The organism is Hydrogenovibrio thermophilus (genome assembly GCF_004028275.1).
Lineage (GTDB): Bacteria > Pseudomonadota > Gammaproteobacteria > Thiomicrospirales > Thiomicrospiraceae > Hydrogenovibrio > Hydrogenovibrio thermophilus.
This window is the reverse complement of the sequence record NZ_CP035033.1, coordinates 1,812,881-1,836,904: the sequence shown is the minus strand read 5'-3', so window position 1 is coordinate 1,836,904 and position 24,024 is coordinate 1,812,881. Positions and strand designations below refer to the sequence as shown.

Sequence of the window (24,024 nt, the reverse complement as noted above, 5' to 3'; positions counted from 1 at the left end):
CCGGAAGGGCATGGCCCTTCCGCATAAAATAAGATAACAATAACAAGACAGACCAGAGGGAATTATGTCGTTCGCATTAGGCGCTAAAGAAGTACAAGAAACCATCATGGTGTTAAACCTGTCCGTGGCTCAAATCGAGTTGTCGATCACGGACGGGGACAATTCGGTCAATACCTTGATCGATTCGTTTTCCTATATGTCTCAACACATTGAAGACATTGAACGTTCCAGTAAGAAAATCGCCGAGATGACGACCGATGTGGCCGGAATCGAAGAGCATAACCAATCGCTTCTGACTCAGACCGGGGATTTGGCTTTGAAAATGCAGCAGGCGATTATCGCGTTTCAGTTTTACGATAAGCTCAGTCAACGTTTGAATCATGTCTCGCACGGCTTGTCAGGCCTGGCGGAAATTGTCTCGCATGAAATGCATGCTAAGGACGAAGCGCAGTGGGAAGCCTTTAAGTCGGAAGTGCGTAAGGGCACTACCATGCGGGAAGAGGAAGAATTGTTCGAATTGATTTTCGACCAGGAAATGCCGGCTGATGAGGCGATTGATGTGATGAAAACGCGTATGCGCGATCGCATGGCTGAAAACGAGGAAGAAGAGGAAGAAATCGAGTTTTTCTGATGCCCGTTGGATTAGATTATCAATTGATGACAAAAGCGCCTTTTCAGGCGCTTTTGTGCTTTTGGGGGGATTCAAAGTGAGTAACGTCAAAACATATTAGAGTTTTACCATTTTCTTAATTTGAGCATAAATAAATTGAATTTTAATTCTGATGGAAAATTGATAACAATGATGACTCCGTAAATTTAACAATATAAATGGATCGCTCATGAAATTTAAATCCCTCTTTTTGACCGCTTCTCTGGCGGTGTCGTTACTGGTTTCGGCGACATCAGCCATGGCCGCCGGTTATATGCCGTTTATTTTGGGTTCGTCTTCCGGTGACAGTGTGTCCGTTGTCGTGGATAAAACCAAGCAAGCTTTGACCGAAAACGGTTTCGAAGTGGTTGGCAGCTATAAGCCGAATGCCGACAGCGAAGTCATCGTTGTCACTAACGACGCTTTGAAAAACTTGGCCGGACTGTCCAAAAACGGCGGTTTCGGTGCCATGGAACGCGTTTCCGTGGTCAAACGTGGTAACCAGACCGAAGTGTCTTACACCAACCCGACCTACATGTGGAATGTGTATCGCATGGATGGTGATATCCAGCCGGTGCAAGCCGCCATGGAAAAAGCTTTGGGCAACCAGAAAGGCTTTGGTGCCGATAAGCCGTTGACGGCTGAAGAGCTGCGCGAATACCACTACAAGTTCATGATGCCGTACTTTGATGATGTGGATGAGATTCAGGAGTTCGATTCGTACCAGGAAGGCGTGAATACTATCGAAGCGGGTTTAAAAGCCGGTCGTGGTGGCGTTACGCAAGTTTATCGCATTGATATTCCGGGCAAAGACATGACCGTATTCGGTGTGGCTTTTTCCAAAACTGAAGGGGCGGACAAAAACATTCTGACGCAAATCGACGGCGAAGGTCACTCCCACGCGGCGCATTTGCCATATGAATTGTTGGTGAACGGCAATGAAGCTTTGGCGTTGAACGGCAAGTTCCGTATCGCCATCAACTGGCCAAGCCTGTCCATGATGGGGTCCGGCAGTTTCATGTCGATTGCCAACGCGCCGGATGAAATCAAGCAATCTTTGGAGATTGTGGCTGGAAACGAATAATTTCCAACCCCTTTCGGTACGTTAAAAAAAGCGCTCTCTGAGCGCTTTTTTTGGTTTCAGTACCCGGTCATGAAAAAAACATGCTTTCAAACCTTGAAAGTGACCAGGCCTGGCCCTATTTAACCCCTAACTTTTAAACAAATAGAGAGATTTGCACGGGTGGGACGCGAGGAAAAAAATGAGATAAAATTTTTCTGAATTAGGCGGAAAACGAAGCTAATAGCTGCTGGCTATTAACGAGTTTTTCAACGCCATTCAGGAAGATTTTAGCCATTTTTAGCCGTGTATCCATCCCGTGCTAAGCTCTCCAATAAACAAAAGACTAACCTCAATGAAGGAGAAGCTTTAAATGAGCCATACGGAAACTCATGCGTTTCAAACCGAAGTGAATCAATTACTGAAACTGATGATTCACGCCCTTTACAGTAATAAAGAGATTTTCTTGAGAGAACTGGTATCCAACGCGTCCGATGCGTTGGACAAATTGCGTTTCGAGTCGGTTTCCAACGATGCCTTATCCGAAGGCGAGTCCGAATTGGCGATTCAGGTCGGCTTTGACAAAGAAGCGCGTACTGTGTCTATTATCGATAACGGTATCGGCATGACGCGTGATGAAGTCATCGCCAATATCGGGACCATCGCCAATTCCGGTACCAAAAAATTCCTGGAAAGCCTGACCGGTGACCAGGCCAAAGACAGCCATCTGATCGGTCAGTTCGGGGTGGGCTTCTATTCCTCCTTCATCGTGGCCGATAAAGTGACGTTGACGACACGTAAGGCGGGCGACGATAAAACGGAAGGCACCCGTTGGGAATCGGCCGGAGAGGGGGAATACTCTCTGGAGACCGTCGAGAAGGAAACCAAGGGAACCGAAATCGTTCTGCACTTGAAAGAAGACATGGACGAGTTTCTGGACGATTTCCGCCTGAAACACATCATTACCACTTACTCCGACCACATCAATTTCCCGATTAAGATGTGGCAAGCCGAAACCGATGATGAAGGCAAAGAAACCGGTGAGAAAACGCTGGAGCAAGTCAACAAGGCCACCGCGATCTGGACGCAACCCAAGTCCGAGTTGTCCGACGAGGATTACAACAACTTTTATCAGACGGTTTCGCATGATTATGAAAGCCCGTTGGCTCACTTACACAATAAAGTGGAAGGGACTTTGGAATACACCTCTTTGCTGTACATTCCAAAACGTGCGCCGTTCGACTTGTATGATCGCGACCGTCGTTATGGCCTGAAGCTGTACGTGAAACGTGTGTTTATCATGGACGACGCCGAGCATTTGATGCCGAGCTATTTGCGTTTCGTTCGTGGGGTCATTGATTCCAATGACTTGCCGCTGAACGTGTCGCGTGAAATCCTGCAAAGCAATCGAGTGGTCGATAAAATCCGTTCCGCTTCGGTGAAGCGTGTGTTGGATCAGCTGGACAAAATGGCCAAGGCCGACGAAAAAACCGATTACGAAACCTTCTGGGATCAGTTCGGTAATGTCATGAAAGAAGGGATTATCGAGGATTTCGCCAACCGCGAAAAAATCGCCAAGCTGCTACGCTTTTCGTCAACACATGAATCCTCCGGGCCGACGCAACGTGTGTCCCTGCAGGATTATGTCGATCGCATGGCGGACGATCAGGAAGCGATTTATTTCATCACCGCAGAAACTTACGCGGCGGCTTCCGGTAGCCCGCATTTGGAAATGTTCCGTAAGAAAGGCATTGAGGTCTTGTTGATGACGGACCGCATCGACGAGTGGCTGGTGTCGCACTTGACCGAATTCGAAGGCAAATCATTGAAGTCGGTGACGGCGGCGGACTTGAAAGAGTTCGAAGATGAAGCCGAAAAGGATTTGTCCGAAGAAGACAAGAAAGCGCGTGAAGCCCTGACCGAGAAAGTCAAAAAAGCGATTGAAGATGCCGTGTCCGACGTCAAAATCACGCACCGTCTGACCGACTCACCCGCGTGCGTGGTCCCGGCGGACGGGGATGTTTCCGCGCACATGGCGCGTATGCTGGAGCAAATGGGGCAAGCCATGCCGAAGCAGAAGCAGAAGCCAGTGCTTGAGCTGAACCCGGAACACGCCTTGGTGAAAAAATTGGATACGCTGGACGATGAAGCCAAAGTCAAAGAGTGGTCCTTGTTCCTGTTGGAGCAAGCACAATTGGCGGAAGGCGATCACCTGGAAAATCCGGCCGACTTCATCAAGCGCATGAATGCGTTGCTGAGTGAAGTCATCTGATTGGTTCGAGAACCTCGCTAGAAAAGACATAAAAAAGCCCCGGGCCGGCAGTCGCCCGGGGCTTTTTTTATGGAAATCAGAAATATACTGCGGAGGATTACAGCTCACATAACACGCAACGGCTTTCGTTGATGTTATTGCGTTCGAAATCCTGAATGTTTTCGAGCGTGGTCTGTCCGATGTTATCCAACGCTTCGGCGGTGAAATAAGCCTGGTGCGCGGTAATCAATACATTCGGCAAAGTCACGAGACGTTCGAAGGTATCGTCGTCGATGATTTCCTCGGAGTGGTCTTCGAAAAACAGGTTTTCTTCCTGTTCGTAGACATCGATGCCTAGGTAGCCGATTTTGCGGTCTTTCACACCTTGCACCAGTGCATCGGCATCCGTCAAGGCACCACGGCTGGTGTTAATCAGCATGACACCGTCTTTCATTTTACTCAGCGCGGTTTCGTCGATCAGGTGGTGTGTTTCCGGCATCAGCGGTACATGCAAGGTGATGATATCACTTTGGCGGTAAAGCTCGTCCAGTTCGACGTATTTGGCGCCGTATTCTTCCACTTTGGGGTTCGGGTAAGGGTCGTACGCCAAAACATTCAGGCCGATGCCGGTGAGGATACGGGTCATTTCCAGACCGATACGGCCGGTGCCAATGATACCGGCGGTTTTACGGAACATATCGAAACCGAGTAAGCCTTCCAGGGTGAAGTTGCCATCACGCACCCGAATGTAGGAGCGGTACGTTTTGCGATTCAAACTCATCATCAACGCCAAAGCGTGTTCCGCCACCGCCATCGGCGAATAGGCCGGCACGCGTAAGACGGTGAGTTTGTGTTCGCGAGCTGCGTCACGGTCGACGTTATTGAAACCGGCGCAGCGTAATGCGATCAGTTCGGTGCCGCCGGCCGCCAATTGTTCGATGACCGGGCGAGAAAGGGTGTCGTTGACGAACACGCATACCGCGCGATAACCTTTCGCCAAAGGCACGGTCTTTTCATTGAGGTGAACGTCGAAATAGTCGAGATCGACCGGATAATCGGGAGACAGTTTTTCGAAGAGGGCTTTATCGGTTTTGGTGGTGCTGAAAAAGGCGACTTTCATGGCGGTGTTCCATTTGAGTGGATGAGTAACCACTATAGCATAAGGGGTTTTAGAGCTGTCAAGTGACCCTTTTAAAACAACGCAAAACAATCGAAAACCACCAGGCCTGGTCGTTTTTTGTGGCGTTTTATGCCACAATAGCGCCTTCTTTTTACGTTCGGTTTGAAAGCCGATTTTTTGATTCCAGCTTCCCAAAAGGATACCCATTTTGATTTCAACCGCGAACATCACCATGCAATTCGGCGAAAAGCCGCTTTTCGAAAACATCAGCGTCAAATTCGGCGACGGAAATCGTTACGGTTTGATCGGCGCCAACGGCTGCGGGAAATCCACCTTTATGAAAATTCTGGGGGGCGACTTGGAACCGACCAGCGGGAATGTCAGCCTCGACCCGGACGATGTATTGGGGAAACTGCGTCAGGACCAGTTCGCGTATGAAGAGTTCAGCGTAATCGATACCGTGATTATGGGGGATACGGCGCTGTGGGAGGTCAAGCAAGAGCGCGACCGCATTTACAGCTTGCCGGAAATGTCCGAAGAAGACGGCATCAAAGTCGCCGACCTGGAAGTGGCGTTTGGCGAAATGGACGGTTACACCGCCGAATCCCGCGCCGGCGAATTGCTATTGGGCTTGGAGATTCCGGTGGAACAACATTTCGGGCCCATGTCGGAAATCGCACCGGGCTGGAAGCTACGGGTATTGTTGGCGCAAGCGCTGTTCGCCGATCCGGACATCCTGTTGCTGGACGAACCGACCAACAACCTCGACATCAACACCATCCGTTGGTTGGAAGGCGTGCTGAACGAACGTAAAAGCACCATGATCATCATCTCGCATGACCGCCACTTCCTGAACTCGGTCTGTACCCATATGGCGGATTTGGACTACGGTGAGCTGCGTGTCTATCCGGGCAATTACGACCAATACATGTTTGCGTCCACTCAGGCGCGTGAGCGTTTGCTGGCCGATAACGCCAAGAAAAAAGCGCAAATCAATGAACTGAAATCCTTTGTCAGCCGCTTCTCGGCCAACGCGTCCAAAGCCAAGCAGGCCACATCGCGCTTGAAGCAGATTGATAAAATCGAGCTGGAAGAGGTGAAGCCGTCCAGCCGGGTGAATCCGTTCATCCGTTTCGAGCAGGATAAGAAGTTGTTCCGCCTGGCATTGGAAATCGAGCATTTGACTAAATCCTACGATGACCTGACGATTTTCAAGGACTTGAACCTGATGTTGGAAGCTGGTGAAAAAATGGCGGTCATCGGACCGAACGGCATCGGGAAAACCACTTTCCTGAAAACGCTGGTCGGCGACACCGATATCGATTCCGGTACCGTGAAGTGGTCGGAAAACAACCAGATTGGCTACTATGCACAGGATCATGCGCACGAATTTGAAGAAGATTTGAATTTGTTGGACTGGATGTCGCAATGGAAGCAGCCGGAAGACGATGAACAGGCCGTGCGTTCGGTATTGGGCAAAATGCTGTTTTCCCAGAAGGAAATCGATAAGTCGGTGAAGGTGCTGTCCGGAGGGGAGCAAGGGCGGATGCTGTTCGGTAAACTGATGTTGCAGAAACCGAATATTCTGATTATGGACGAACCGACCAACCACCTGGACATGGAGTCCATCGAGTCTTTGAACCAAGCGTTGGAAGAGTTCGAAGGCACGGTCATTTTCGTCTCCCATGACCGTGAATTTGTTTCCTCTCTGGCCACGCGCCTGATGGTGATGAAGCCGGATGGCGTGGAAATCTATCACGGTGATTACGAGTCGTACCTGGCTGAAAACGAATAAGCTTCGGTCAGTATCAATTGCCGGGCGTTGAATGTCTGGCATAAAAAAAGCCGTTCCTTGGAACGGCTTTTTTATTGGCAATAAGCGTGAGGGCTTATTGCTTATTTGGCTTTTTTCGGCGGATATTGCGCCAGCAGCTTTTGTACGATTTCATTCACCTGTTCTGTGATTTCTTTCGGGTCGGCATGTTGATCAACATCCGAGGTGCTGATGCCGCGCCAGACCAATTTTTTGTTGCTGTCCAGAATGTCCAACACCACTTTACCTTGTTGATACTCTTCGATATCGGAACCGGTTTGCACGCCTAAACCGCCGTAGCCACCGTAAAAGCCGGTACCAAAGCCAATCGATGTGGTGACCGGCGTGGAACGGATTTTAGAGCTGACGCCGACATGGTAGGTGATGTAGGCATTCGGTTTTTCGGACACGAACTGATAACCTTTGGCGTTCATATTGGCCAAGACGGCTTTTTGAATGCGTTCCGCGATGAGCGGGTTTTTCTTTTCGAACTCTTCCGCGGTGGGTTTGACCTGGTCGCCAGCCGGTAACCAGTCATAGGTTTTCAGCTGACTGAAATCCGTGCCAGTATCGTAATCGTCACTGACCTGAACCGTGGAGCAACCGCTCAAACCGAAAACCAGCAATAATGTCCAAAGTGTTTTTTTCATAAGGTGCATCTCTTTCAAGTAATAATGATTCTTATTTTAACGGTAAATTCATTTATAGCAAGTGTAGCACTTCTACTTAGCGAAAAACAGCCAGGCCTGGCTGTTTTCTTATTAGCCAAGCGTTTGCGGTTTGGGCTTCTGAGTAATGAAATAGCTACCGATAATAATGGGCAGAGCGCCGAGAATTTGCGACCAGGTCGGGACTTCGTTCAGGTAAAAATACGCCAACACCAAAGTGAGCAGCGGCGAGAAAGCAAACAGCGCATTCACCTTGGTGATGGGCAAAAGGTGCAAGGCCTCCACCCAGAAGATTTTCGAAATGAAAAACACCAGAAAACCGGTCAGGAACAGCCAGAGCCATTGCGCTTCAATCGCTTCCCAACTGGGCGTGGTTTCGAAGGTCACGGCCAAAAGGTAGACGAACGGCAGGGCGATGAGGCTGCGCGTCATCAGGATGGTTTCCGAAGAGACCTGAGCGCGGGCGCGTTTCTGGAAAAAATTGGCAATCGGCGCGATGGCCGCGGCCAGCAAAGCCAAACCGTCGCCGAGGACCAGGGTGAATTTATCCGGGAACAGCACGATCATGGCCCCGCCGGTCATGAGTATGACGCCGATCAGGTGGGTGCGGTCCAGGGTTTCGCCCGGGCGGCGGCCGAGAAACAGGTAGCTGAACAAGACTTGCAGGAACAAAATAATGGCCACATGGCTCGGTGAGGTGGTTTGCAACGCCAGAAACACCAATGCGAACAGGGTGGTGAGAAACAGGCTGGTCAGCGCCAGGTTTTTATACGCCTCGGTGCGTTTGAGTTCGTGCCGTTTGCCGCGCGCTAGAAACCAGATGATGAGCACCACTGTCGCCACCAGCAAACTGTAAAAATAGGCATGCAAAGCACCGAGCGCGACGACAGTGAAAAACGCGAAAATCGGAAAATGCGCTTCCAGAATGGACAGCGCCAGACTGTAGGCTTCGCCTTTCAGTTGGTTTTTGTGTTGCAAGGATTTTAACGGTCGGGGCATAGTCGTTCGGTTAAAGTGCTGTAAGCTCGGCTCGGTATCAGGCCTCGCTTGTCAGGTGTGTCGCTCGAAATTGTCGGAAAGATTTAACAATATCATATTGCTCGATATTCGGTCGACTATTCTGTGCCCATTGACGGCGAATGTCATCCTTCGTCAAAGCTTCGTGCAAGGCGTTTTTCCAGGTGTCCAAGTGGTTGGCTTCAAGCACTTGACCGGTTTGGTTCGGGTCGATCAGCGTTTGCGGGCCGCCGACATTCGAAACCAAGCAGCCCAAGCCGCTGGCCTGCGCTTCCATAATGACCTGCCCCAAGGTGTCGGTAACGGATGGAAAGACGAATAAATCCGAGGAGGCATAGAGTTCGGAAAGCGTTTGGGCATCGCGAATCGGGCCGAGGAAATGGATGTGATGCGGTTTCATTTTCGGCGCCCACTTGCGGAAACGGCCTTCGCCAACCAGAATCAAGTCGGCCGGAAGATCGGGATATTCCGCCAACAACGCTTGCCAGGTCTCCAGCAGAAACGGCACGTTCTTTTCGATATTGATTCGGCCGACATACAACACCTTTAAGCGCTGTGGCTCCAAGTCGAAATCCGACCAGACCTGGCGGCGTTGGTGTTTGGGGTGGAATTTAGCCAGATTGGTGCCGGGGAACAGCGTGGAAATGCGTTCTCTCGGCAATTTCAAATCCTGCTGCATAATGCCGAGATAGGCATCCGATCGCGAAAAAACATGCTGGAAGGCACGGTAGAATTTGGCCATGGTGTTGTCGGTTTGTTTTTTCACCCAATGGGAACGGGTCAGGTCGTATAGATAGGCCGGAAAGTCGGTGTGGTAAGTACCGAATAAGGGTAATCCCAGCTTTTCCGCCTGACGTTTGGCCGCCCATCCGAATGGACCGGGGGTGGAGATGTGGACATGGTCCGGTTGATAGCTTTCCAGAAAATGGCGGATGGCGCGGGTATTCGGATACACCAAATCCAACTCCTGATAAAACGGCATCGGTAGGCGAAAACGGCAGGGCAGGTTATGGATGTAGGGCGTATCGGGAATGGGTTTGGCGGTGGCGGTGACGATTTGCAGGTCAAAGTCTTCGTCGGAGTGCTGTGCGGCTTGTTCGCCCATGTCTTGAATAAAGCGCGAGACGCCGTTTAAATCTCCGAGCGTATCGGTAAAAAGGCAGACCTTCATCGTTGTTCCTTATGGTTTTGTTTGGATGAAAGGTTTTATTTTAAAAAGGGGGTGCTCACCGTAGGATGACAGCTTATTGAAGCCTTTATGACGGTTTGATGTGACGGTGGTTTTTCTTGTAAAACCCGCCAGGCCTGGCAGATTTTAGGATTCGATGGGGACGTGAGGCGTGATTCAATATGGTGGCAGCATTAAATCGCCGAAGCCCCAGATCAGGGTGCCGATAATGATGGTGACATGGGTCATGCGGAATTTTTTACGGTGCCATTTCGAGGGACTGAGGTCGGGAATGTCGTCTTCCGCATCGATTTGGTCCAAGCGGCCGTAAAGGGTCCGCAACTCCACCTGAAGCAAGCTGAATTCGCTCATCACGGAAAACAGCACCACCAAACTGCCGAAGCGGGCAAACCATAAAGAATCGAATACCAACCCCATCACAAGACCGATCAAGCCCATCAACCAGGCGATGACCAATAACAATAAAGCTTTATTTTTCGGCACGGTATTTCCCTCGATAAACGGTTTTGTGTAACAGCTTATCGGTATTTTAAGAGATTTTAACGGTCTTGTCTGCCGGTTGGCGGCGGGAATTGACCTGTTCAATGAACGCCAGATGGTCGACAAATTGTTGTGCGGCACCTTGCCAGGTGTATTGTGGAATGGATTGTGCGATTTTGTTTGGATCTTGCTTCAGTTGCACGGCTTGCTCGATGGCCGTTTTCAAATCCCAGCTTAGCACGCCGTTGACGCCTTCGGTAATGATGTCTTTGGGGCCGGTGACCGGAAAGGCCGCCACCGGCGTGCCGCACGCAATAGCTTCCAGATTGACCACGCCGAAGGTATCGGTCAGGGAGGGGAACACAAACACCGTGGCCGAAGCGTAGTATTCCGCCAGTTCGGTGCCGTATTTGGGGCCGGTAAAATCAACGTCGGGGTAGGTCTGTTGGAGTTTTTCCAAGTCCGGCCCTTTGCCGACCACCACCTTGCGGCCGGGCAACTCTAAATCCAAAAAAGCGGCGAGGTTTTTTTCCGGCGCGATGCGTCCGACGTAGAGGTACATCGGTGTGTCGTCTTTGGAAGGCCGGGCGCGGGTTGGGTTGAAAATGTCGGTATCCACGCCGCGCGTCATCAGCACTACGTGTTGAAAATGACGGTTTTGTAACTCCGTTAAAATGGATTCGCCCGGAACAAACGTGTTTTGCGCCGGGGTGTGAAAGCGGCGCATGATGTTATACACCCAGTCCGTCGGCACCGGAAAGCGTTCGTGAATGTATTCCGGGTACTTGGTGTGATACGCCGTGGTAAAAGGCAAACCGTGTTTGCGCGCAATGCGGCGTGCCTTCCAGCCTAAAGCGCCTTCGGTGGCGATGTGGATGGCATTGGGTTGGAAGTCTAGCAGGCGTTTTTCCAATCCGCGCGCACGCCAAACCAACGGAATTTCCGGGTAGGTCGGTAAGGGCACGCAATCGTAATCGTTGGGGTGGATGACGTCGACTTCTATGCCTTGCTGGCGAAGGTGGGCGACCAGTTGCGACAGGGTGGTGACCACGCCGTTCACTTGCGGTTGCCAGGCATCTGTGACCAGGGAGAGGCGTTCAATGCGACGCGTGTTGAAGGGCGCTTGCGCGTAAGGTTTGGCGGTGTTCGCGGCGGAATCGGGTGTGTTCATATCATCGGACGCTGCTGTTTTATGTTATATGTGAGTCTTAGGATTACCTTAGAATGCTTTGTTGACGCCTGTGTGAACTTAATATGAAAAACGCTGTTTTTTCAGTCATTTAATTGTCATTAAAGCGTCATGTATCCATCAAGTGCCCCCTTTAAACTTGCCCGAAACAAGGTTAACGATGGGATGGAAAATGAAAGACACGCCTTTAGCGATCATGCCGGATTGGATGGAATCCATAGAAGCGGACGATTTGATTGTTGCGGAAAACAATCACCAGATGTCGAACTACCGAAGCATATTCATTTCCGACGTACATCTGGGCTCTAAAGGCGCGAAAGCCGAGTTTCTTTCCGAATTCTTGAAATACAACCAATGCGACAAACTGTATCTGGTGGGCGACATCATCGACGGCTGGCGTTTGAAAAAACGTATTTTCTGGCCGCAGGAGCACACCAATGTGATTCGTCGCATTCTCACCAAGGCCAAACGCGGCACCGAAGTGGTGTTTGTGACCGGTAATCACGATGATTTTCTACGCCGTTATTCCGGTGTCGATTTCGGTAATATCCGCCTGACCGATGAAGCGGTGCACGTGACCACCAGCGGCGAAAAATTGCTGGTGGTACACGGCGATAAATACGACAGCGTCATCCAAACCCAGAAATGGTTGGCGGTGATCGGCGATTGGGGCTACGAAAGCCTGGTGGTCATTAACCGTTATTTCAATCGCGTTCGCCATAAGTTCGGCATGGGCTACTGGTCCTTATCGGCGTTTATCAAACAAAAGGTCAAATCGGCGGTATCATTCATTTCGGCCTATGAAGAAGCGGTGGTGGATGACTGTAAAAAACAGGGCTACAAGGGGGTGATTTGCGGCCACATCCATCACCCGGAAATCCGCGAAATCAACGGGGTGGAATACCTCAACTGCGGCGATTGGGTGGAATCCTGCACCGCGATTGTCGAAACCCGCGACGGCGAGATGAAGCTGTTGCAATGGGTGGAAATCAGTCACCAGACCAACGCCGCGTAACGGCTGAGCATTCAAGGAGTATTGGATGAAGCCCGGGCACAGAGGTTTGGTTCGCATTGTTAAAGCGGCCGGGTATTCCTGGCAAGGCATTAAGGCCTGTTATCAAAACGAAGCGGCGTTCCGGCAGGAGCTGGTGTTATTGGCGGTGTTGACGCCGATTGCCATGTGGCTGTCGAACGATGCGGTGGAGTTTATTCTGTTAATCGGTTCGGTGATTTTGCTATTGGTGGTGGAGTTATTGAATACCGCGGTGGAAATGGTGGTGGATCGTCATGGCCAGGAGTGGCATGAGTTGTCCGGTTTGGCCAAAGACATGGGCTCGGCGGCGGTGTTTGTGATGATGGGGTTGTGCCTGTTGGTTTGGTCGACGCTGATTATCTCGCACCTGAATTGGAGCCTGTTTTAGCGAAACCCGCAATACTAATACTGGCCAGGCTTGGCCTAAATTGTGGATTTGCGCTTGAATGGTCGGCTGACCGAATTATTCGTTCGTATCGGATTGACGGAATTCACTGAGGCGTTTCAGCAGGAATTCCAGCTCCGCACGTTTCTCTTCCTTTTCGTGGACTTTTTCCTCGATGAAATCGACCACGTTCTTATGCAGTTTCAGCTTATTCAGCGCATTGATGTTGGTAATGCCGCCCGGATTCAATACATTCACTTCCAGAATCTTGTCGCCGATCATATCGACACCGACGAAATAAAGACCGTCGGCCGCCAATTTCGGCCCGATTTTGCGGCAAATCGCCATTTGCGATTCGGTCATTTTGTATTTGTGTGCCGTCCCGCCGACCTGAATATTGGCGCGCACGTCGCCTTCCGGCGGTTTGCGGTTGTAAGCACCGATGAATTTACCGTTGAGCATCAGCACGCGCACGTCGCCTTCTTCCGCGCCTTCGATGTATTCCTGCACGATGACGTAGCTTTTATCCTGCGTGTGGATGTAAAAGTCCAGAATGGAATTGATACTGGTCTGGGCGTTTTTCTCCAACACGATGACACCGTGCCCGCCGGAGGCGTTCAGCGGTTTTAAAATGACCTTGTCGCCCGGCATTTCGTCAATCATCTGACGAATGTATTCCTTGTTTTTGGACACATGGGTAATCGGCAAGAAGCTGTTGTTCGGGTCGTTGAAGGTGGTGGTGTACAGTTTATTGTTGGCTTTGCGGATGCCGTCGATGTCGTTGATGATGACCACTTCGTTTTTGACCGAGTCGAGGAAGTTGTACACCATCGAATCGATTGGCGGATCGCGGCGAACCATAATCGCATCCAACCCGTGTAACGGCATCATTTTCTGTTCGAACTTGACCTTCTTGTAGAACTGCAAGATGTTGTCGGGAATCTTCTCCATCGGCAGGATGCGTTTCACGTAGCCATGGGTAACGTTGTTGCGCACCGTCAGATTGCTTGGGTACAGGATGGACACCTTATGGCCGCGTTCCAGGCATTCCTTGATAATGCGGATGGTGGAGTTTTTAGCCGGGGTGATGGTGTCCCAGTCTTCGAAGATAAAACCGATGTTCATAGTGACGTCCTCAGGATTCGGGGCGATGTTTAGGCGGTTTCCGGGCGACGTGCCCAGTCCGGGAATCGCCGGGGGAGTTTCGGCGGTCTTGTGGCGAATTTTGACGGCTTTTGAGGGAAAAGTAAACCTTAAAATCGGTTTGATAAGGGCTTTTTTAAAAACGCCCAGGCCTGGGCGTTTTCGGGAAATGGGCTTGGGGCGTTATTCGGTGTCGGTGACCGACTGAATCAGGGCCGATCCTTTAAAGTTCGCCGGCAAGGTGTCGTTTTTGAAGTAGGTTTCCACTTCGGCTTCGCTGACGGCATTTTTATCGTACACGAAGACGCCGATGCGGTCGCCGGCTTTCAAATACCCGGTTTCACCGAACGGCGTGTAGCGCGTGGCGCCAAGGGTGACGATGATTTGCTTTGGGTGACCGGCTTCTGCCAGCATCGGCGATAGCTGTTCCAAGGGTCCAAAATCGGTCTGTTGGTTGAAGGTTTTCACCATCCAGTCTTTCAAGGTACGGTAAAAATAGTTGTAGCCCAATACCGGGCTGTCCATGCCATAAGCTTCAACGTCGTCGGCACGCTTTAGAAAGGAAGTGATGTGGTAGTGGTCGAGAATGCCGCCTTTGTCGAAACGGTCGATTTCCACCCATTGATTGGAAATGCCGGTGCAGGATTCGCCCCAGTTTTTCTTCTGGCTGATCTTACTGGCGTTGGGGCGGCGAATGGAACAATCGTTGAACGCCGAAAAAGCCTTGGCATTCAATTGGGTGATGTCACCGTCGTCGTTGTAAACCACATCGAACAACACGCAGATTTCCGGCTCCATTTGCACGTTGATCGGGTGCGAGAAATCGGCTTGAATGCGTTCGTTGGAGAGCGGATAGATGCCGAGAAAGGACGGGTGCCCCGGAATGTAAATCGGGAACATACCTTTGGGTGCCTTGTCGTCTTCGGTTTTTACCTGGACGAAGTCAGCGTCTTCACCGGCTTGGTTCAAGTGTTCGGCAAAGTTGCCGGCAATGCCGAATACGGGGGTTTGTCGTAGGGTTTCCTGTGTCAGTGTCATGTGTCGTTTAGCCTTTAAAACAGTAGGTTTTGCAGTTTACGGCGATAGGCGTTGACCAGCTGAGGGTGTTCTTTATGCAGCAGGTCGAAAATTTCCAGCAGAGTGGTTTTGGCGATGCCGTCGCGGAAGTCGCGATCCACGGTGAAGAGTTTCAATAAACAGTTCATGGCCTCTTCCACTTGCTGGTGCAGCATCAAGTAACCGGCCAGGTGATAAAGTGCTTCCGGGTCGTTCGGATTGGCTTGCAGGTTTTTTTGCACGGTTTCGATGTCCGGCGCTTCGGCCACCATTTGGCTGAACTTGAACAGGGCTAGCAGGGATTTGCCTTCGTCGGACTCTTTGGCTTCGTCCGGCAATTTTTCCAGTAATTGCTTCGCCTCGTCCACATGGCCGCGTTGAAAGTACATCTTCGCCAGGTCGAGGTGAATTCGATAGTTATTGGGGTTGGCTTGTGAGGCCTGGCCCAGCAGTTGCATGGCGCGGTCGTAATCGCCTTCGGCAAAGGCTTGTTGCGCCTGAGCGCGCAGGTCTTCGGACACGTCCGGCTTTAGATAGGGTTTCAGGGCTTCTTGGAAGGCGGATAACGGTTGGCCGCCTTGCAGTTCTTCCACCACATGGCCTTGGTGAAAAATCTTGAAGCTGGGAATGCTGCGAATTTGAAAATGGTTCGCCAACTCTTCCTGTTCTTCGGTATTGATTTTCGCCAGGATGAATTGTCCGGCCAAGTCTTTGGCCAATTTTTCCAGCATCGGCATCACTTGTTTACACGGGCCGCACCAAGGTGCCCAAAAGTCCACCAGCACCGGCACATGCATGGAGTTGTTTACCACCATTTCATTGAAATTTTCTTGGGTGACGTCAATAATCATCGCTTCCATAATCGGTTATCCTCGAAACTCTTTTACGATATCGGTCAATTCATATAATTTATCCAGCGCTTTTCTGGGGGTGAGGTCGTCGACTTTCAAGTCTCCCAGCTCGTCCAGCAAGGCTTCGATTTCTTTCGGGTTGGCCGGTCCGGCCGCAAACAGGTCGAACTGTTGCACGGGCGTTTCATCTGCACCAGAGGCGGTGACCGACTGCCCGCTCTGCGCCGCGGTTTGATTTTCCAGGCGATGCAGGTGGGTTTTCGCTTTTCGAATCACCTCATTCGGCACTCCGGCCAGAGCGGCGACTTGCAAGCCGTAACTTTGTGATGCCGGACCTTCCTGCACCTGATGCATAAAGACGATTTTGTCCTGATGTTCAATGGCGTTCAGGTGAATGTTAATGGTGTTGTTGAACTGTTCCGCCAAGGTGGTCAACTCGAAATAATGGGTCGCGAACAAGCAGTAGCCCTGAATGCTTTGCGCCATTTGCTCGGCAATGGCCCAAGCCAGTGCCAAGCCGTCGAAAGTGGAGGTGCCACGGCCGACTTCGTCCATCAGAATCAAGGATTCCGGCGTAGCGTGGTGTAGGATATTGGCGGTTTCGGTCATTTCCACCATAAAGGTCGAACGCCCGGACGTCAGGTCATCCGACGCCCCGATGCGGGTGAAAATGCGGTCGATGGGTCCTAAGGTCGCCGATTCCGCCGGGACGAAACTGCCCATGTAGGCCATGATGGCAATCAACGCGGTCTGGCGCATGAAGGTGGATTTACCGCCCATGTTCGGTCCGGTGATGATCTGCAGGCGACGGGCGTCGTCGAAACAGGTATCGTTGGGAATGAATGGTTGGTCGGACAAGGCTTCGACCGTCAAATGGCGACCTTGTTGAATATCCAATCCGGGTTCGTCGGTCAGAACCGGGCGGGTTAAATTCAGGGCCATGGCCTGACGGGCCAGCGCATTGAGCACATCGGTTTCCGCCAATGCGGCGGCGGTTTGTTGCAAGGGTTTCAAGTCCTCGTTGAGGCGCTCCAATAATTGCTGGTATAGCCATTTTTCACGAGCCAGGGCTTTTTCGTTGGCACTGAGGACCTTGTCTTCAAAGCCTTTCAGTTCCGGTGTGATGTAACGTTCCTGAGCTTTCAGGGTTTGGCGGCGGACGTAATCGGCCGGTACCTTGTCGGACTGTTGTTTGCTGACTTCGATGTAATAGCCGTGTACGCGGTTGTAACCGACTTTCAGGGTTTGAATACCGGTGCGTTCTTTTTCACGTTCTTCCAGTGCCAGCAGATAATCTCCGGCTTCGTTTTTCAAGTTGCGCAGTTCGTCGAGTTCGGCGTCGTAACCTTCGTCGAAAACGCCGCCATCACGCATGACCATGGGCGGATTTTCCACCAGCGCTTTATCCAGTTGTGCGGCCAGTTCCGGATATTCGCCAAGGCGCTGGGCGATGTGTTGCCATTTTTCGGCGGCTTGATTCGCCAGTAAGGCTTGCAGTTCCGGCAACTGGTTGAGGGAACGGCCAAGGTGCAACAAATCGCGGGGGCGGGCGGAATAAAGCGAGACCCGGCTCAGAATACGTTCCAAATCCCCGATAGGCTTCAAAACCTGGTGGAAATCGTCGGTGCTGTGCTGCGCAATCAAATCCTCGATGGCGTCCAGACGGGCGTTGAGGATGTCGCGATTGCGCAACGGCTGATTCAGCCAGCGGTTCATCAAGCGACTGCCCATGGCGGTGGTGGCATTATCGAGAATCGAAAATAGTGTATGGTGTTTGCCGCCGTTGAGGTTGGTGTCCAGTTCCAGATTGCGTCGGCTCATGGCGTCCAGCACTAAAGCATCGTCGGTGCTGTAGGTTTGCAGGCTGAACACATGCTCTAAGTCGCTTTGCAGCATGGCGCGAGCGTAATGCAGAATGGTACCGGTAGCGGCAATGACGGTCGGTAGCTGTTCACAACCGAACGCCACCAAGTCCTGGGTGCCGAAGTGGTCGGTCAGGCGTTTGCGGCAGGCATCGACGTCAAAGTGCCACGCCGGATAACGCACCAGGCCTGGGCGTTTTTGAACTGCTTCCGGCAGGTTCTGTTCCAGCAACGGGTCGTCGGGCAAAATGATTTCCGCCGGTTTCAGGCGCTCGACTTCGGCGGCCAGTTGTACGCCATCGTCAAGTTGGGTGGCTTCGAAACGGCCGCTGGCCACATCCAGATAGGCCAAGCCGTAGACGCCGTCGACTTCGGTAATGGCCGCCAACAGGTTTTCCGATTTATCTTCCAACAGGGCGTCTTCCACCAGAGTACCCGGCGTGATGATGCGCACCACCTTACGTTCGACCGGACCTTTGGATGTCGCCGGGTCGCCGATTTGTTCGCAAATGGCGACGGACTCGCCGAGTTTGACCAGCTTGGCGAGATAGCCGTCCGCAGAATGGTGCGGAATCCCCGCCATCGGAATCGGTTGGCCGCCCGATTTGCCGCGAGCGGTGAGGGTGATTTCCAGCAGCTCGGCGGCTTTGACGGCATCGTCATAAAAAAGTTCGTAAAAATCGCCCATGCGATAGAACAGCAAATGGCCTGGGTGCTCGTCTTTAACCGCCAGGTATTGTTGCATCATGGGAGTGTGGGTGGTTTTTTCGGCCATAGTCGTTTTGCGGTCGGTTCCGGTTGGTTGATGTTTCCGTAGGAGGTTCGTTGGGCGAATATTTTAGCGGAAATGCCATGTGTGAATGGCAGAAAGTGAGATTTCGCCAGCGTCGCCACTGTAAAAAATGTGTAAAAAAAGGTATGCTAATCGATAAAACACTTTCTATCAATAAGGAGCCCTTTAATGATGAGCCGTTCGAGCCTTGAATCCTTGGTGGCCGAGGTGGGTGACGCCCTGAAACAGCACGATAAGTTGATCGTGACGGCGGAATCCTGTACCGGTGGTTTGATTGCCGAGGCCTTGACCAGTGTGGCCGGCAGTACCGCCTGGTTTGATCGGGCGTTTGTGACCTACAGCTATGAATCGAAACATGAGATGCTGGGGGTGAAGGAAGTGACCTTACAGCACAAGGGCGCGGTGAGCCAGGAATGTGTCGAGGAAATGGTCATTGGGGCTCTGCAGGAATCGCACGCTGCCATCAGCATTGCCTGTAGTGGCATTGCCGGGCCGGGTGGCGGCACGCCGGATAAGCCGGTGGGGACGGTGTGGATTTCCTGGGCGATGCAAGGGCATGACGAAATCATTTCCAAGCTGTACCATTTTGACGGTGATCGCAATGCGGTTCGGCTGGCCTGTACGGTCGAGGCCCTGCAAGGCGTGCTGCGCCTGCTGAGTGAAGACTGAGCGTTCAGGTGCCCGATTTTTAATGGATTTTTCAATGAATCTCGCGGGTGACGAAAGCCGATAAAAAAGGTGTCAAATCCACGGAATTATGGGATAATTATGCCCCAATAAAATTTCAACCTTTGCCTTTGTTTTTTTTCGAAAACCGCGTTTACGGAAAAAAGTGGAGCAAGGGTTTTTTAATGTAATTTGAATGGTTCTGAAGTCGGCCCTGGCGGTCTTCGGTATCGGATGTAACGAAAAAACGGTGATGTTAATGGATGAGAATAAGCGTAAAGCGCTCGAGGCGGCGTTAGGACAAATTGAAAAACAATTTGGTAAAGGCTCCATCATGCGCATGGGCGACCAAGGTGTCGCGCGTGACATTGACGCCGTTTCGACCGGTTCTCTGGGCTTGGATATCGCCTTAGGAATCGGTGGTTTACCGCGTGGCCGGGTTGTTGAAATTTACGGCCCGGAATCTTCCGGTAAAACCACGTTGACGTTGCATGCCATTGCCGAGATGCAAAAAGCGGGCGGTACCGCGGCTTTCGTGGATGCCGAGCACGCTTTGGATCCGATTTATGCCGAGAAGTTGGGAGTTGACGTCGATAACCTGCTGGTATCGCAACCGGATACAGGTGAACAGGCTTTGGAAATCACCGATTCCTTGGTGCGTTCCGGTGCCGTCGATATTGTGATTGTCGATTCGGTCGCGGCCTTGACGCCGAAAGCGGAAATCGAAGGTGACATGGGGGATTCTCACATGGGCTTGCAGGCCCGTTTGATGTCGCAGGCGTTGCGTAAGCTGACCGCCAATATCAAACGTACCAATACGCTGGTCATCTTCATCAACCAGATTCGTATGAAAATCGGCGTGATGTTCGGTAACCCGGAAACCACCACTGGTGGTAACGCCTTGAAATTCTACTCGTCGGTGCGTTTGGACATTCGCCGTATCGGTGCGATTAAGAAAGGCGAAGAGATTTTGGGGAATGAGACCCGCGTGAAAGTGGTGAAAAACAAGGTTTCCCCGCCGTTCAAGCAAGTGGAATTTGATATTCTGTACGGCCAAGGGATTTCCCGTGAAGGCGAAATCATCGACTTGGGCGTGAAGGAAAAACTGATTGAGAAAGCCGGTGCCTGGTACAGCTATGAAGGGCAAAAAATCGGCCAAGGTAAAGACAATGTCCGTCAGTTCTTGAAAGAGAATCCAGAGATTTCCGAAACCCTTCAAAAAGAATTGAAAGAGCGTTTGATGCCGAAACCGACGTCATCGAAATCGGCTTCGGAAGGGGATGAAGCCGAAGCCTGAACGGTGACGGGAGGCTCAGCGACGAATGAATCTGTTGGAATCGGACGACGCTCAAATATTGGCTCAGGAAATGGAATCGCGTGCGGTGTATTTGTTATCGCAGCGAGAACATGGCCGTAAGGAGCTGGCGTACAAGTTGTCGCAGAAGTTTCCGCAATCCGAAGATTACCCAGGCCTGGTCGATATTGTGTTGGATAAATGCGAAGACCAGCGCTGGCTGTCGGATGAGCGCTATGTCGAAGCCTATGTTCGTCAGGCGATGGAGAAGGAGCAGGGGCCTTATAAAATCAAACAGGCCTTGCAGATGCGTACTGACCGACAGGATTTAGTAGAAGCGTATCTGGCGATGGACGATTCCGATTGGGCGGACATTGCCGCTTCGGCGTTGGAACGAAAATACGGTGACACCGCCAAGCCCTCGCAGGCCAAAGAGCAGGCTCGGCGGATGCGTTTTCTGCAGTCGCGAGGTTTTTCCCAATCCCAGATTTGGAAAGCTTTTCGCAATGCCTGAGATGGTAAACCCAAGCTGACAATCAAACATAAACACGATAATAATACGGCCGAGACGAACCGTCTGGCTAGCAGGCACTTTGAACAGATGAATCCCAAGCCGGGCAGGACGCTCGGCGTTTGTGGAATGGCTCTCATCGGGTGCGTGTGAAATGGAACTTGAATTTTAGACCCGATTTTTGACTTTTAGGAACTTTATTTATATGACCAGCGCAGAACTCAGAAAAGCGTTTTTAGACTTTTTTGTAAAGCAAGGCCATACCGCCGTGCACTCCAGCCCTGTCGTGCCCGGCAACGATCCGACATTGTTGTTCACCAATGCCGGGATGGTGCAGTTCAAAGAAACCTTTTTGGGCCAGGAAACCCGTGATTACTCGCGTGCGACCAGCGTGCAACGCTGTATCCGTGCCGGGGGCAAGCATAACGATCTGGAAAACGTCGGTTACACCGCGCGCCACCATACCTTTTTTGAGATGCTGGGGAATTTCAGTTTCGGCGATTACTTCAAGCGCGAAGCCATTCAGTATGCCTGGCAGTTCCTGACCGAAGAATTGGGGTTACCGGAAGACAAACTCTGGGTCACGGTGTTTGAAGAAGATCAGGAAGCGGAAGACATCTGGTTGAAAGACATGGGCGTCAGTGCCGAGCGCTTCTCACGTTGCGGAGCCAAGGACAACTTCTGGTCAATGGGTGACACCGGGCCATGCGGACCTTGTTCGGAAATTTTCTATGACCACGGTCCGGATGTGGCCGGTGGGCCTCCAGGCTCGCCGGATGAAGACGGTGACCGTTACATTGAAATCTGGAACCTGGTGTTCATGCAATTCGACCGTTCCGAAGACGGCACTTTGACGCCATTACCGAAGCCGTCGGTGGATACTGGTATGGGCTTGGAACGCTTGGCGGCGGTGATGCAGAAGGTGCACAACAACTACGACATCGACTTGTTCCAGGCGATTGTTGCCAAAGCGGCCGAGTTGACCGGCGAAAAAGACCTGACCAACAGTTCCTTGCGCGTGATTGCCGACCATATCCGTTCTTGTGCTTTTATGATTGTCGATGGTGTGTTGCCCTCGAATGAAGGCCGCGGTTATGTGTTGCGCCGTATTATCCGTCGCGCGATTCGCCACGGTTACAAACTGGGCCAAAAAGACGTTTTCTTCTATCGTCTGGTGCCGACCTTGGTCGAACAGATGGGGGAAGCCTATCCAGAATTGGTGAAAGAACAGGCCAATGTTGAGCGTGCCTTGAAATTGGAAGAGGAGCGTTTTGCCGAAACTCTGGAAAACGGCATGAAAATCCTGGAAGACGATATTGCACAATTGAACGGTAAGGTCATCAGTGGTTCAACGGCGTTTAAGCTGTATGACACTTATGGTTTTCCGTTGGATTTGACCGCAGATGTGGCGCGTGAACGCCAGTTGTCAGTGGATGAAGCCGGGTTTGAAAAAGAAATGGAAGCGCAGCGCGCCCGTGCCCGTTCGGCCAGTAATTTTGCTTCGCAAGGCCAGCATAAAGTCGATTACAACGAGCCGACCGAATTTGCCGGTTACCATCAGGACGAAGCCAATGCTAAGGTCATGGCGATTTTCGCCGGTCAGGAATCGGTAGAGCGCTTGGCCGAAGGGCAGGAAGGCATCGTGATTCTCGATACGACGCCTTTTTATGCCGAGTCCGGCGGTCAGGTCGGCGACCAAGGCAGCTTGACCGAAGGCATGAACAGTTTCCATGTGGATGGCTGTCAGAAACAGGGCGGCACTTTCCTGCACATCGGTAAGGTGACGGCTGGCGCGATCAATGTCGGTCAAACGATTCACGCGCATATCGACACCAAGGCACGCCGTGCTTCGGAACGCAATCACTCGGCCACGCATTTGTTGCACGCCGCCTTGCGTCAAGTCTTGGGCACGCACGTTGGCCAAAAAGGTTCTTTGGTGCAACCGGAAAGACTGCGTTTCGACTTCTCGCATTTCGAACCGATTTCCGCGGAACAGTTATTGGAAATCGAGCGTTTGGTGAACCATAACATTATGCTGAACGCCGACGTGCAGATGGAAGAAATGGACATCGAAGCGGCTAAGGCAAAAGGCGCCATGGCGTTGTTCGGTGAAAAATACGGTGATGTGGTACGCGTCGTCGATATGGGGGATTTCTCCATTGAGCTGTGCGGCGGTACGCACGTCAACTCAACCGGTGAAATCGGGCCTTTCCGTATCACCTCGGAAAGCGGCATTGCCTCCGGTGTGCGTCGTATCGAGGCGGTGACCGGAGAAGCGGCGTGGCAAACCATTTACGATACCGAACAGGTGTTGTTGAACATCGCCGGGCATTTGAAAACCGATAAGACGCAAGTCGACGCGAAAGTGACGCAGTTGGTCAACGACCAGAAAGAACTGGAAAAGCAGTTGAAGCAGTTGCAGTCGAAAATGGCCTCTTCGCAAGGGGATGATTTGGCGAGTGCCGTCGAGAAGGTGGGTGAGGTCAATGTCTTGGCCGCTCAATTGGAAGGGGCCGATGTCAATACCTTACGTGAAACGCTGGATAAGCTGAAAGATAAACTGGAACCGGCCGCCATTGTTTTGGCCGCCGTGGACGGCGAAAAAGTCAGTTTGGTGGCGGGCGTGAGTAAAGCCCTGACGTCGCAATGGAAAGCCGGCGAATTGGTGAATCACGTGGCGCAACAAGTCGGCGGTAAAGGCGGCGGGCGTCCGGATATGGCACAGGCCGGCGGTAAAGATCCGAGCAAATTAAAGGAAGCCTTGGCTTCCGTAAAAGAGTGGGTGGCGAGCAAAGCTTAACCCGAGTGTTTTATAAATTTGTGCTGAGATTGCGCTGAGCATTGGTTTCACAAGACAATTTTCGAAGAAGTGTCCTATCGACGATTACGACCGACTGAGAAAATATGGCTTGTGGCATCAAGGAGCAAGTAAGGTCAGTGAAAATTTATGGAATATTCGGGTTGGTATCGGCCAGGCCTGGTCGAAAACGGCAA

Annotated in this window: 20 protein-coding genes; 10 read left to right on the top strand and 10 right to left on the bottom strand. The window is 51.7% G+C overall.

All coding sequences use genetic code 11. From position 1 onward, the window contains the following. Nucleotides 1-64: 64 nt before the first annotated feature. From EPV75_RS08620 to htpG, 3 genes are all read left to right on the top strand, one after another. The gene (locus EPV75_RS08620) at nt 65-631 is read left to right on the top strand and encodes a hypothetical protein (protein ID WP_029938492.1); all 567 of its coding nucleotides are present in this window, start codon (nt 65-67) and stop codon (nt 629-631) included. A 208-nt stretch (nt 632-839) separates the two neighbouring features. Continuing rightward, nucleotides 840-1,733: a hypothetical protein gene (locus tag EPV75_RS08615; protein WP_127119474.1), complete on the top strand. Its 894-nt coding sequence runs from the start codon at nt 840-842 to the stop codon at nt 1,731-1,733. A gap of 349 nt (nt 1,734-2,082) precedes the next feature. After that, nucleotides 2,083-3,981, top strand: coding sequence for a molecular chaperone HtpG (htpG, locus tag EPV75_RS08610; protein ID WP_128385112.1), 1,899 nt, complete (start codon nt 2,083-2,085; stop codon nt 3,979-3,981). Between the two features lie 97 nt (nt 3,982-4,078). Here htpG and EPV75_RS08605 read toward each other — a convergent pair whose 3' ends face one another. Further along, a complete protein-coding gene (locus EPV75_RS08605) occupies nt 4,079-5,080 on the bottom strand; it encodes a 2-hydroxyacid dehydrogenase (RefSeq protein ID WP_029938489.1) in 1,002 nt (333 codons plus the stop codon). Between the two features lie 208 nt (nt 5,081-5,288). On the opposite strand from EPV75_RS08605, the gene EPV75_RS08600 reads away from it, so the two are divergent. Continuing rightward, nucleotides 5,289-6,875, top strand: a complete 1,587-nt coding sequence (locus EPV75_RS08600; protein WP_127119477.1) for an ABC-F family ATPase — start codon at nt 5,289-5,291, stop codon at nt 6,873-6,875. A gap of 101 nt (nt 6,876-6,976) precedes the next feature. Here EPV75_RS08600 and EPV75_RS08595 read toward each other — a convergent pair whose 3' ends face one another. The 5 genes from EPV75_RS08595 to EPV75_RS08575 all read right to left on the bottom strand — a co-directional run bounded on the left by EPV75_RS08595 (nt 6,977) and on the right by EPV75_RS08575 (nt 11,418). Next, the gene (locus EPV75_RS08595; RefSeq protein WP_192893974.1) at nt 6,977-7,543 is read right to left on the bottom strand and encodes a DUF4136 domain-containing protein; all 567 of its coding nucleotides are present in this window, start codon (nt 7,541-7,543) and stop codon (nt 6,977-6,979) included. A 111-nt stretch (nt 7,544-7,654) separates the two neighbouring features. Next, complete coding sequence (locus EPV75_RS08590) at nt 7,655-8,560, bottom strand: DMT family transporter (protein WP_128385110.1); 906 nt, start codon at nt 8,558-8,560, stop codon at nt 7,655-7,657. A 37-nt stretch (nt 8,561-8,597) separates the two neighbouring features. Then, the gene (locus EPV75_RS08585; RefSeq protein ID WP_128385109.1) at nt 8,598-9,749 is read right to left on the bottom strand and encodes a glycosyltransferase; all 1,152 of its coding nucleotides are present in this window, start codon (nt 9,747-9,749) and stop codon (nt 8,598-8,600) included. A gap of 174 nt (nt 9,750-9,923) precedes the next feature. Beyond that, nucleotides 9,924-10,250 carry a hypothetical protein gene (locus EPV75_RS08580; RefSeq protein ID WP_225972298.1) on the bottom strand — a complete coding sequence of 109 codons (327 nt, stop codon included), beginning with the start codon at nt 10,248-10,250 and terminating at the stop codon, nt 9,924-9,926. Nucleotides 10,251-10,296: 46 nt separating this feature from the next. Beyond that, on the bottom strand, nt 10,297-11,418 hold the full coding sequence (locus EPV75_RS08575) for a glycosyltransferase family 4 protein (RefSeq protein WP_128385108.1): 1,122 nt from the start codon (nt 11,416-11,418) through the stop codon (nt 10,297-10,299). Between the two features lie 190 nt (nt 11,419-11,608). On the opposite strand from EPV75_RS08575, the gene EPV75_RS08570 reads away from it, so the two are divergent. Further along, nucleotides 11,609-12,451 (top strand): UDP-2,3-diacylglucosamine diphosphatase, encoded by an 843-nt coding sequence (locus tag EPV75_RS08570; protein WP_029938482.1) that lies wholly within the window; start codon nt 11,609-11,611, stop codon nt 12,449-12,451. A 25-nt stretch (nt 12,452-12,476) separates the two neighbouring features. Continuing rightward, nucleotides 12,477-12,857 carry a diacylglycerol kinase gene (locus EPV75_RS08565; RefSeq protein WP_029938481.1) on the top strand — a complete coding sequence of 127 codons (381 nt, stop codon included), beginning with the start codon at nt 12,477-12,479 and terminating at the stop codon, nt 12,855-12,857. 75 nt (nt 12,858-12,932) lie between these two features. Here EPV75_RS08565 and gshB read toward each other — a convergent pair whose 3' ends face one another. The 4 genes from gshB to mutS all read right to left on the bottom strand — a co-directional run bounded on the left by gshB (nt 12,933) and on the right by mutS (nt 18,541). Further along, entirely contained in the window at nt 12,933-13,979 is a 1,047-nt protein-coding gene (gshB, locus tag EPV75_RS08560) for a glutathione synthase (RefSeq protein ID WP_029938480.1), read from the bottom strand. A gap of 201 nt (nt 13,980-14,180) precedes the next feature. Beyond that, entirely contained in the window at nt 14,181-15,035 is an 855-nt protein-coding gene (locus EPV75_RS08555) for a DUF5718 family protein (protein WP_128385107.1), read from the bottom strand. A gap of 14 nt (nt 15,036-15,049) precedes the next feature. Continuing rightward, on the bottom strand, nt 15,050-15,913 hold the full coding sequence (locus EPV75_RS08550) for a tetratricopeptide repeat protein (RefSeq protein WP_192893973.1): 864 nt from the start codon (nt 15,911-15,913) through the stop codon (nt 15,050-15,052). A gap of 6 nt (nt 15,914-15,919) precedes the next feature. Further along, a complete protein-coding gene (gene mutS / locus EPV75_RS08545; protein WP_128385105.1) occupies nt 15,920-18,541 on the bottom strand; it encodes a DNA mismatch repair protein MutS in 2,622 nt (873 codons plus the stop codon). Nucleotides 18,542-18,727: 186 nt separating this feature from the next. On the opposite strand from mutS, the gene EPV75_RS08540 reads away from it, so the two are divergent. From EPV75_RS08540 to alaS, 4 genes are all read left to right on the top strand, one after another. Then, the gene (locus EPV75_RS08540) at nt 18,728-19,228 is read left to right on the top strand and encodes a CinA family protein (protein ID WP_128385104.1); all 501 of its coding nucleotides are present in this window, start codon (nt 18,728-18,730) and stop codon (nt 19,226-19,228) included. A gap of 256 nt (nt 19,229-19,484) precedes the next feature. Next, the gene (gene recA / locus EPV75_RS08535; protein WP_128385103.1) at nt 19,485-20,522 is read left to right on the top strand and encodes a recombinase RecA; all 1,038 of its coding nucleotides are present in this window, start codon (nt 19,485-19,487) and stop codon (nt 20,520-20,522) included. A gap of 25 nt (nt 20,523-20,547) precedes the next feature. Then, on the top strand, nt 20,548-21,033 hold the full coding sequence (locus tag EPV75_RS08530) for a regulatory protein RecX (protein ID WP_225972297.1): 486 nt from the start codon (nt 20,548-20,550) through the stop codon (nt 21,031-21,033). Between the two features lie 202 nt (nt 21,034-21,235). After that, the gene (gene alaS / locus EPV75_RS08525) at nt 21,236-23,830 is read left to right on the top strand and encodes an alanine--tRNA ligase (protein ID WP_128385102.1); all 2,595 of its coding nucleotides are present in this window, start codon (nt 21,236-21,238) and stop codon (nt 23,828-23,830) included. The last annotated feature ends 194 nt before the right edge of the window (nt 23,831-24,024 follow it).

Bases quoted from the DNA above. Each gene is read 5' to 3' on its own strand.
- EPV75_RS08620 (WP_029938492.1), top strand. From the start codon at position 65: ATGTCGTTCGCATTAGGCGCTAAAGAAGTACAAGAAACCATCATGGTG.
- EPV75_RS08615 (WP_127119474.1), top strand. From the start codon at position 840: ATGAAATTTAAATCCCTCTTTTTGACCGCTTCTCTGGCGGTGTCGTTA.
- htpG (WP_128385112.1), top strand. From the start codon at position 2,083: ATGAGCCATACGGAAACTCATGCGTTTCAAACCGAAGTGAATCAATTA.
- EPV75_RS08605 (WP_029938489.1), bottom strand. From the start codon at position 5,080: ATGAAAGTCGCCTTTTTCAGCACCACCAAAACCGATAAAGCCCTCTTC.
- EPV75_RS08595 (WP_192893974.1), bottom strand. From the start codon at position 7,543: ATGAAAAAAACACTTTGGACATTATTGCTGGTTTTCGGTTTGAGCGGT.
- EPV75_RS08590 (WP_128385110.1), bottom strand. From the start codon at position 8,560: ATGCCCCGACCGTTAAAATCCTTGCAACACAAAAACCAACTGAAAGGC.
- EPV75_RS08585 (WP_128385109.1), bottom strand. From the start codon at position 9,749: ATGAAGGTCTGCCTTTTTACCGATACGCTCGGAGATTTAAACGGCGTC.
- EPV75_RS08575 (WP_128385108.1), bottom strand. From the start codon at position 11,418: ATGAACACACCCGATTCCGCCGCGAACACCGCCAAACCTTACGCGCAA.
- EPV75_RS08570 (WP_029938482.1), top strand. From the start codon at position 11,609: ATGAAAGACACGCCTTTAGCGATCATGCCGGATTGGATGGAATCCATA.
- EPV75_RS08565 (WP_029938481.1), top strand. From the start codon at position 12,477: ATGAAGCCCGGGCACAGAGGTTTGGTTCGCATTGTTAAAGCGGCCGGG.
- gshB (WP_029938480.1), bottom strand. From the start codon at position 13,979: ATGAACATCGGTTTTATCTTCGAAGACTGGGACACCATCACCCCGGCT.
- EPV75_RS08555 (WP_128385107.1), bottom strand. From the start codon at position 15,035: ATGACACTGACACAGGAAACCCTACGACAAACCCCCGTATTCGGCATT.
- EPV75_RS08550 (WP_192893973.1), bottom strand. From the start codon at position 15,913: ATGGAAGCGATGATTATTGACGTCACCCAAGAAAATTTCAATGAAATG.
- mutS (WP_128385105.1), bottom strand. From the start codon at position 18,541: ATGGCCGAAAAAACCACCCACACTCCCATGATGCAACAATACCTGGCG.
- EPV75_RS08540 (WP_128385104.1), top strand. From the start codon at position 18,728: ATGATGAGCCGTTCGAGCCTTGAATCCTTGGTGGCCGAGGTGGGTGAC.
- recA (WP_128385103.1), top strand. From the start codon at position 19,485: ATGGATGAGAATAAGCGTAAAGCGCTCGAGGCGGCGTTAGGACAAATT.
- EPV75_RS08530 (WP_225972297.1), top strand. From the start codon at position 20,548: ATGAATCTGTTGGAATCGGACGACGCTCAAATATTGGCTCAGGAAATG.
- alaS (WP_128385102.1), top strand. From the start codon at position 21,236: ATGACCAGCGCAGAACTCAGAAAAGCGTTTTTAGACTTTTTTGTAAAG.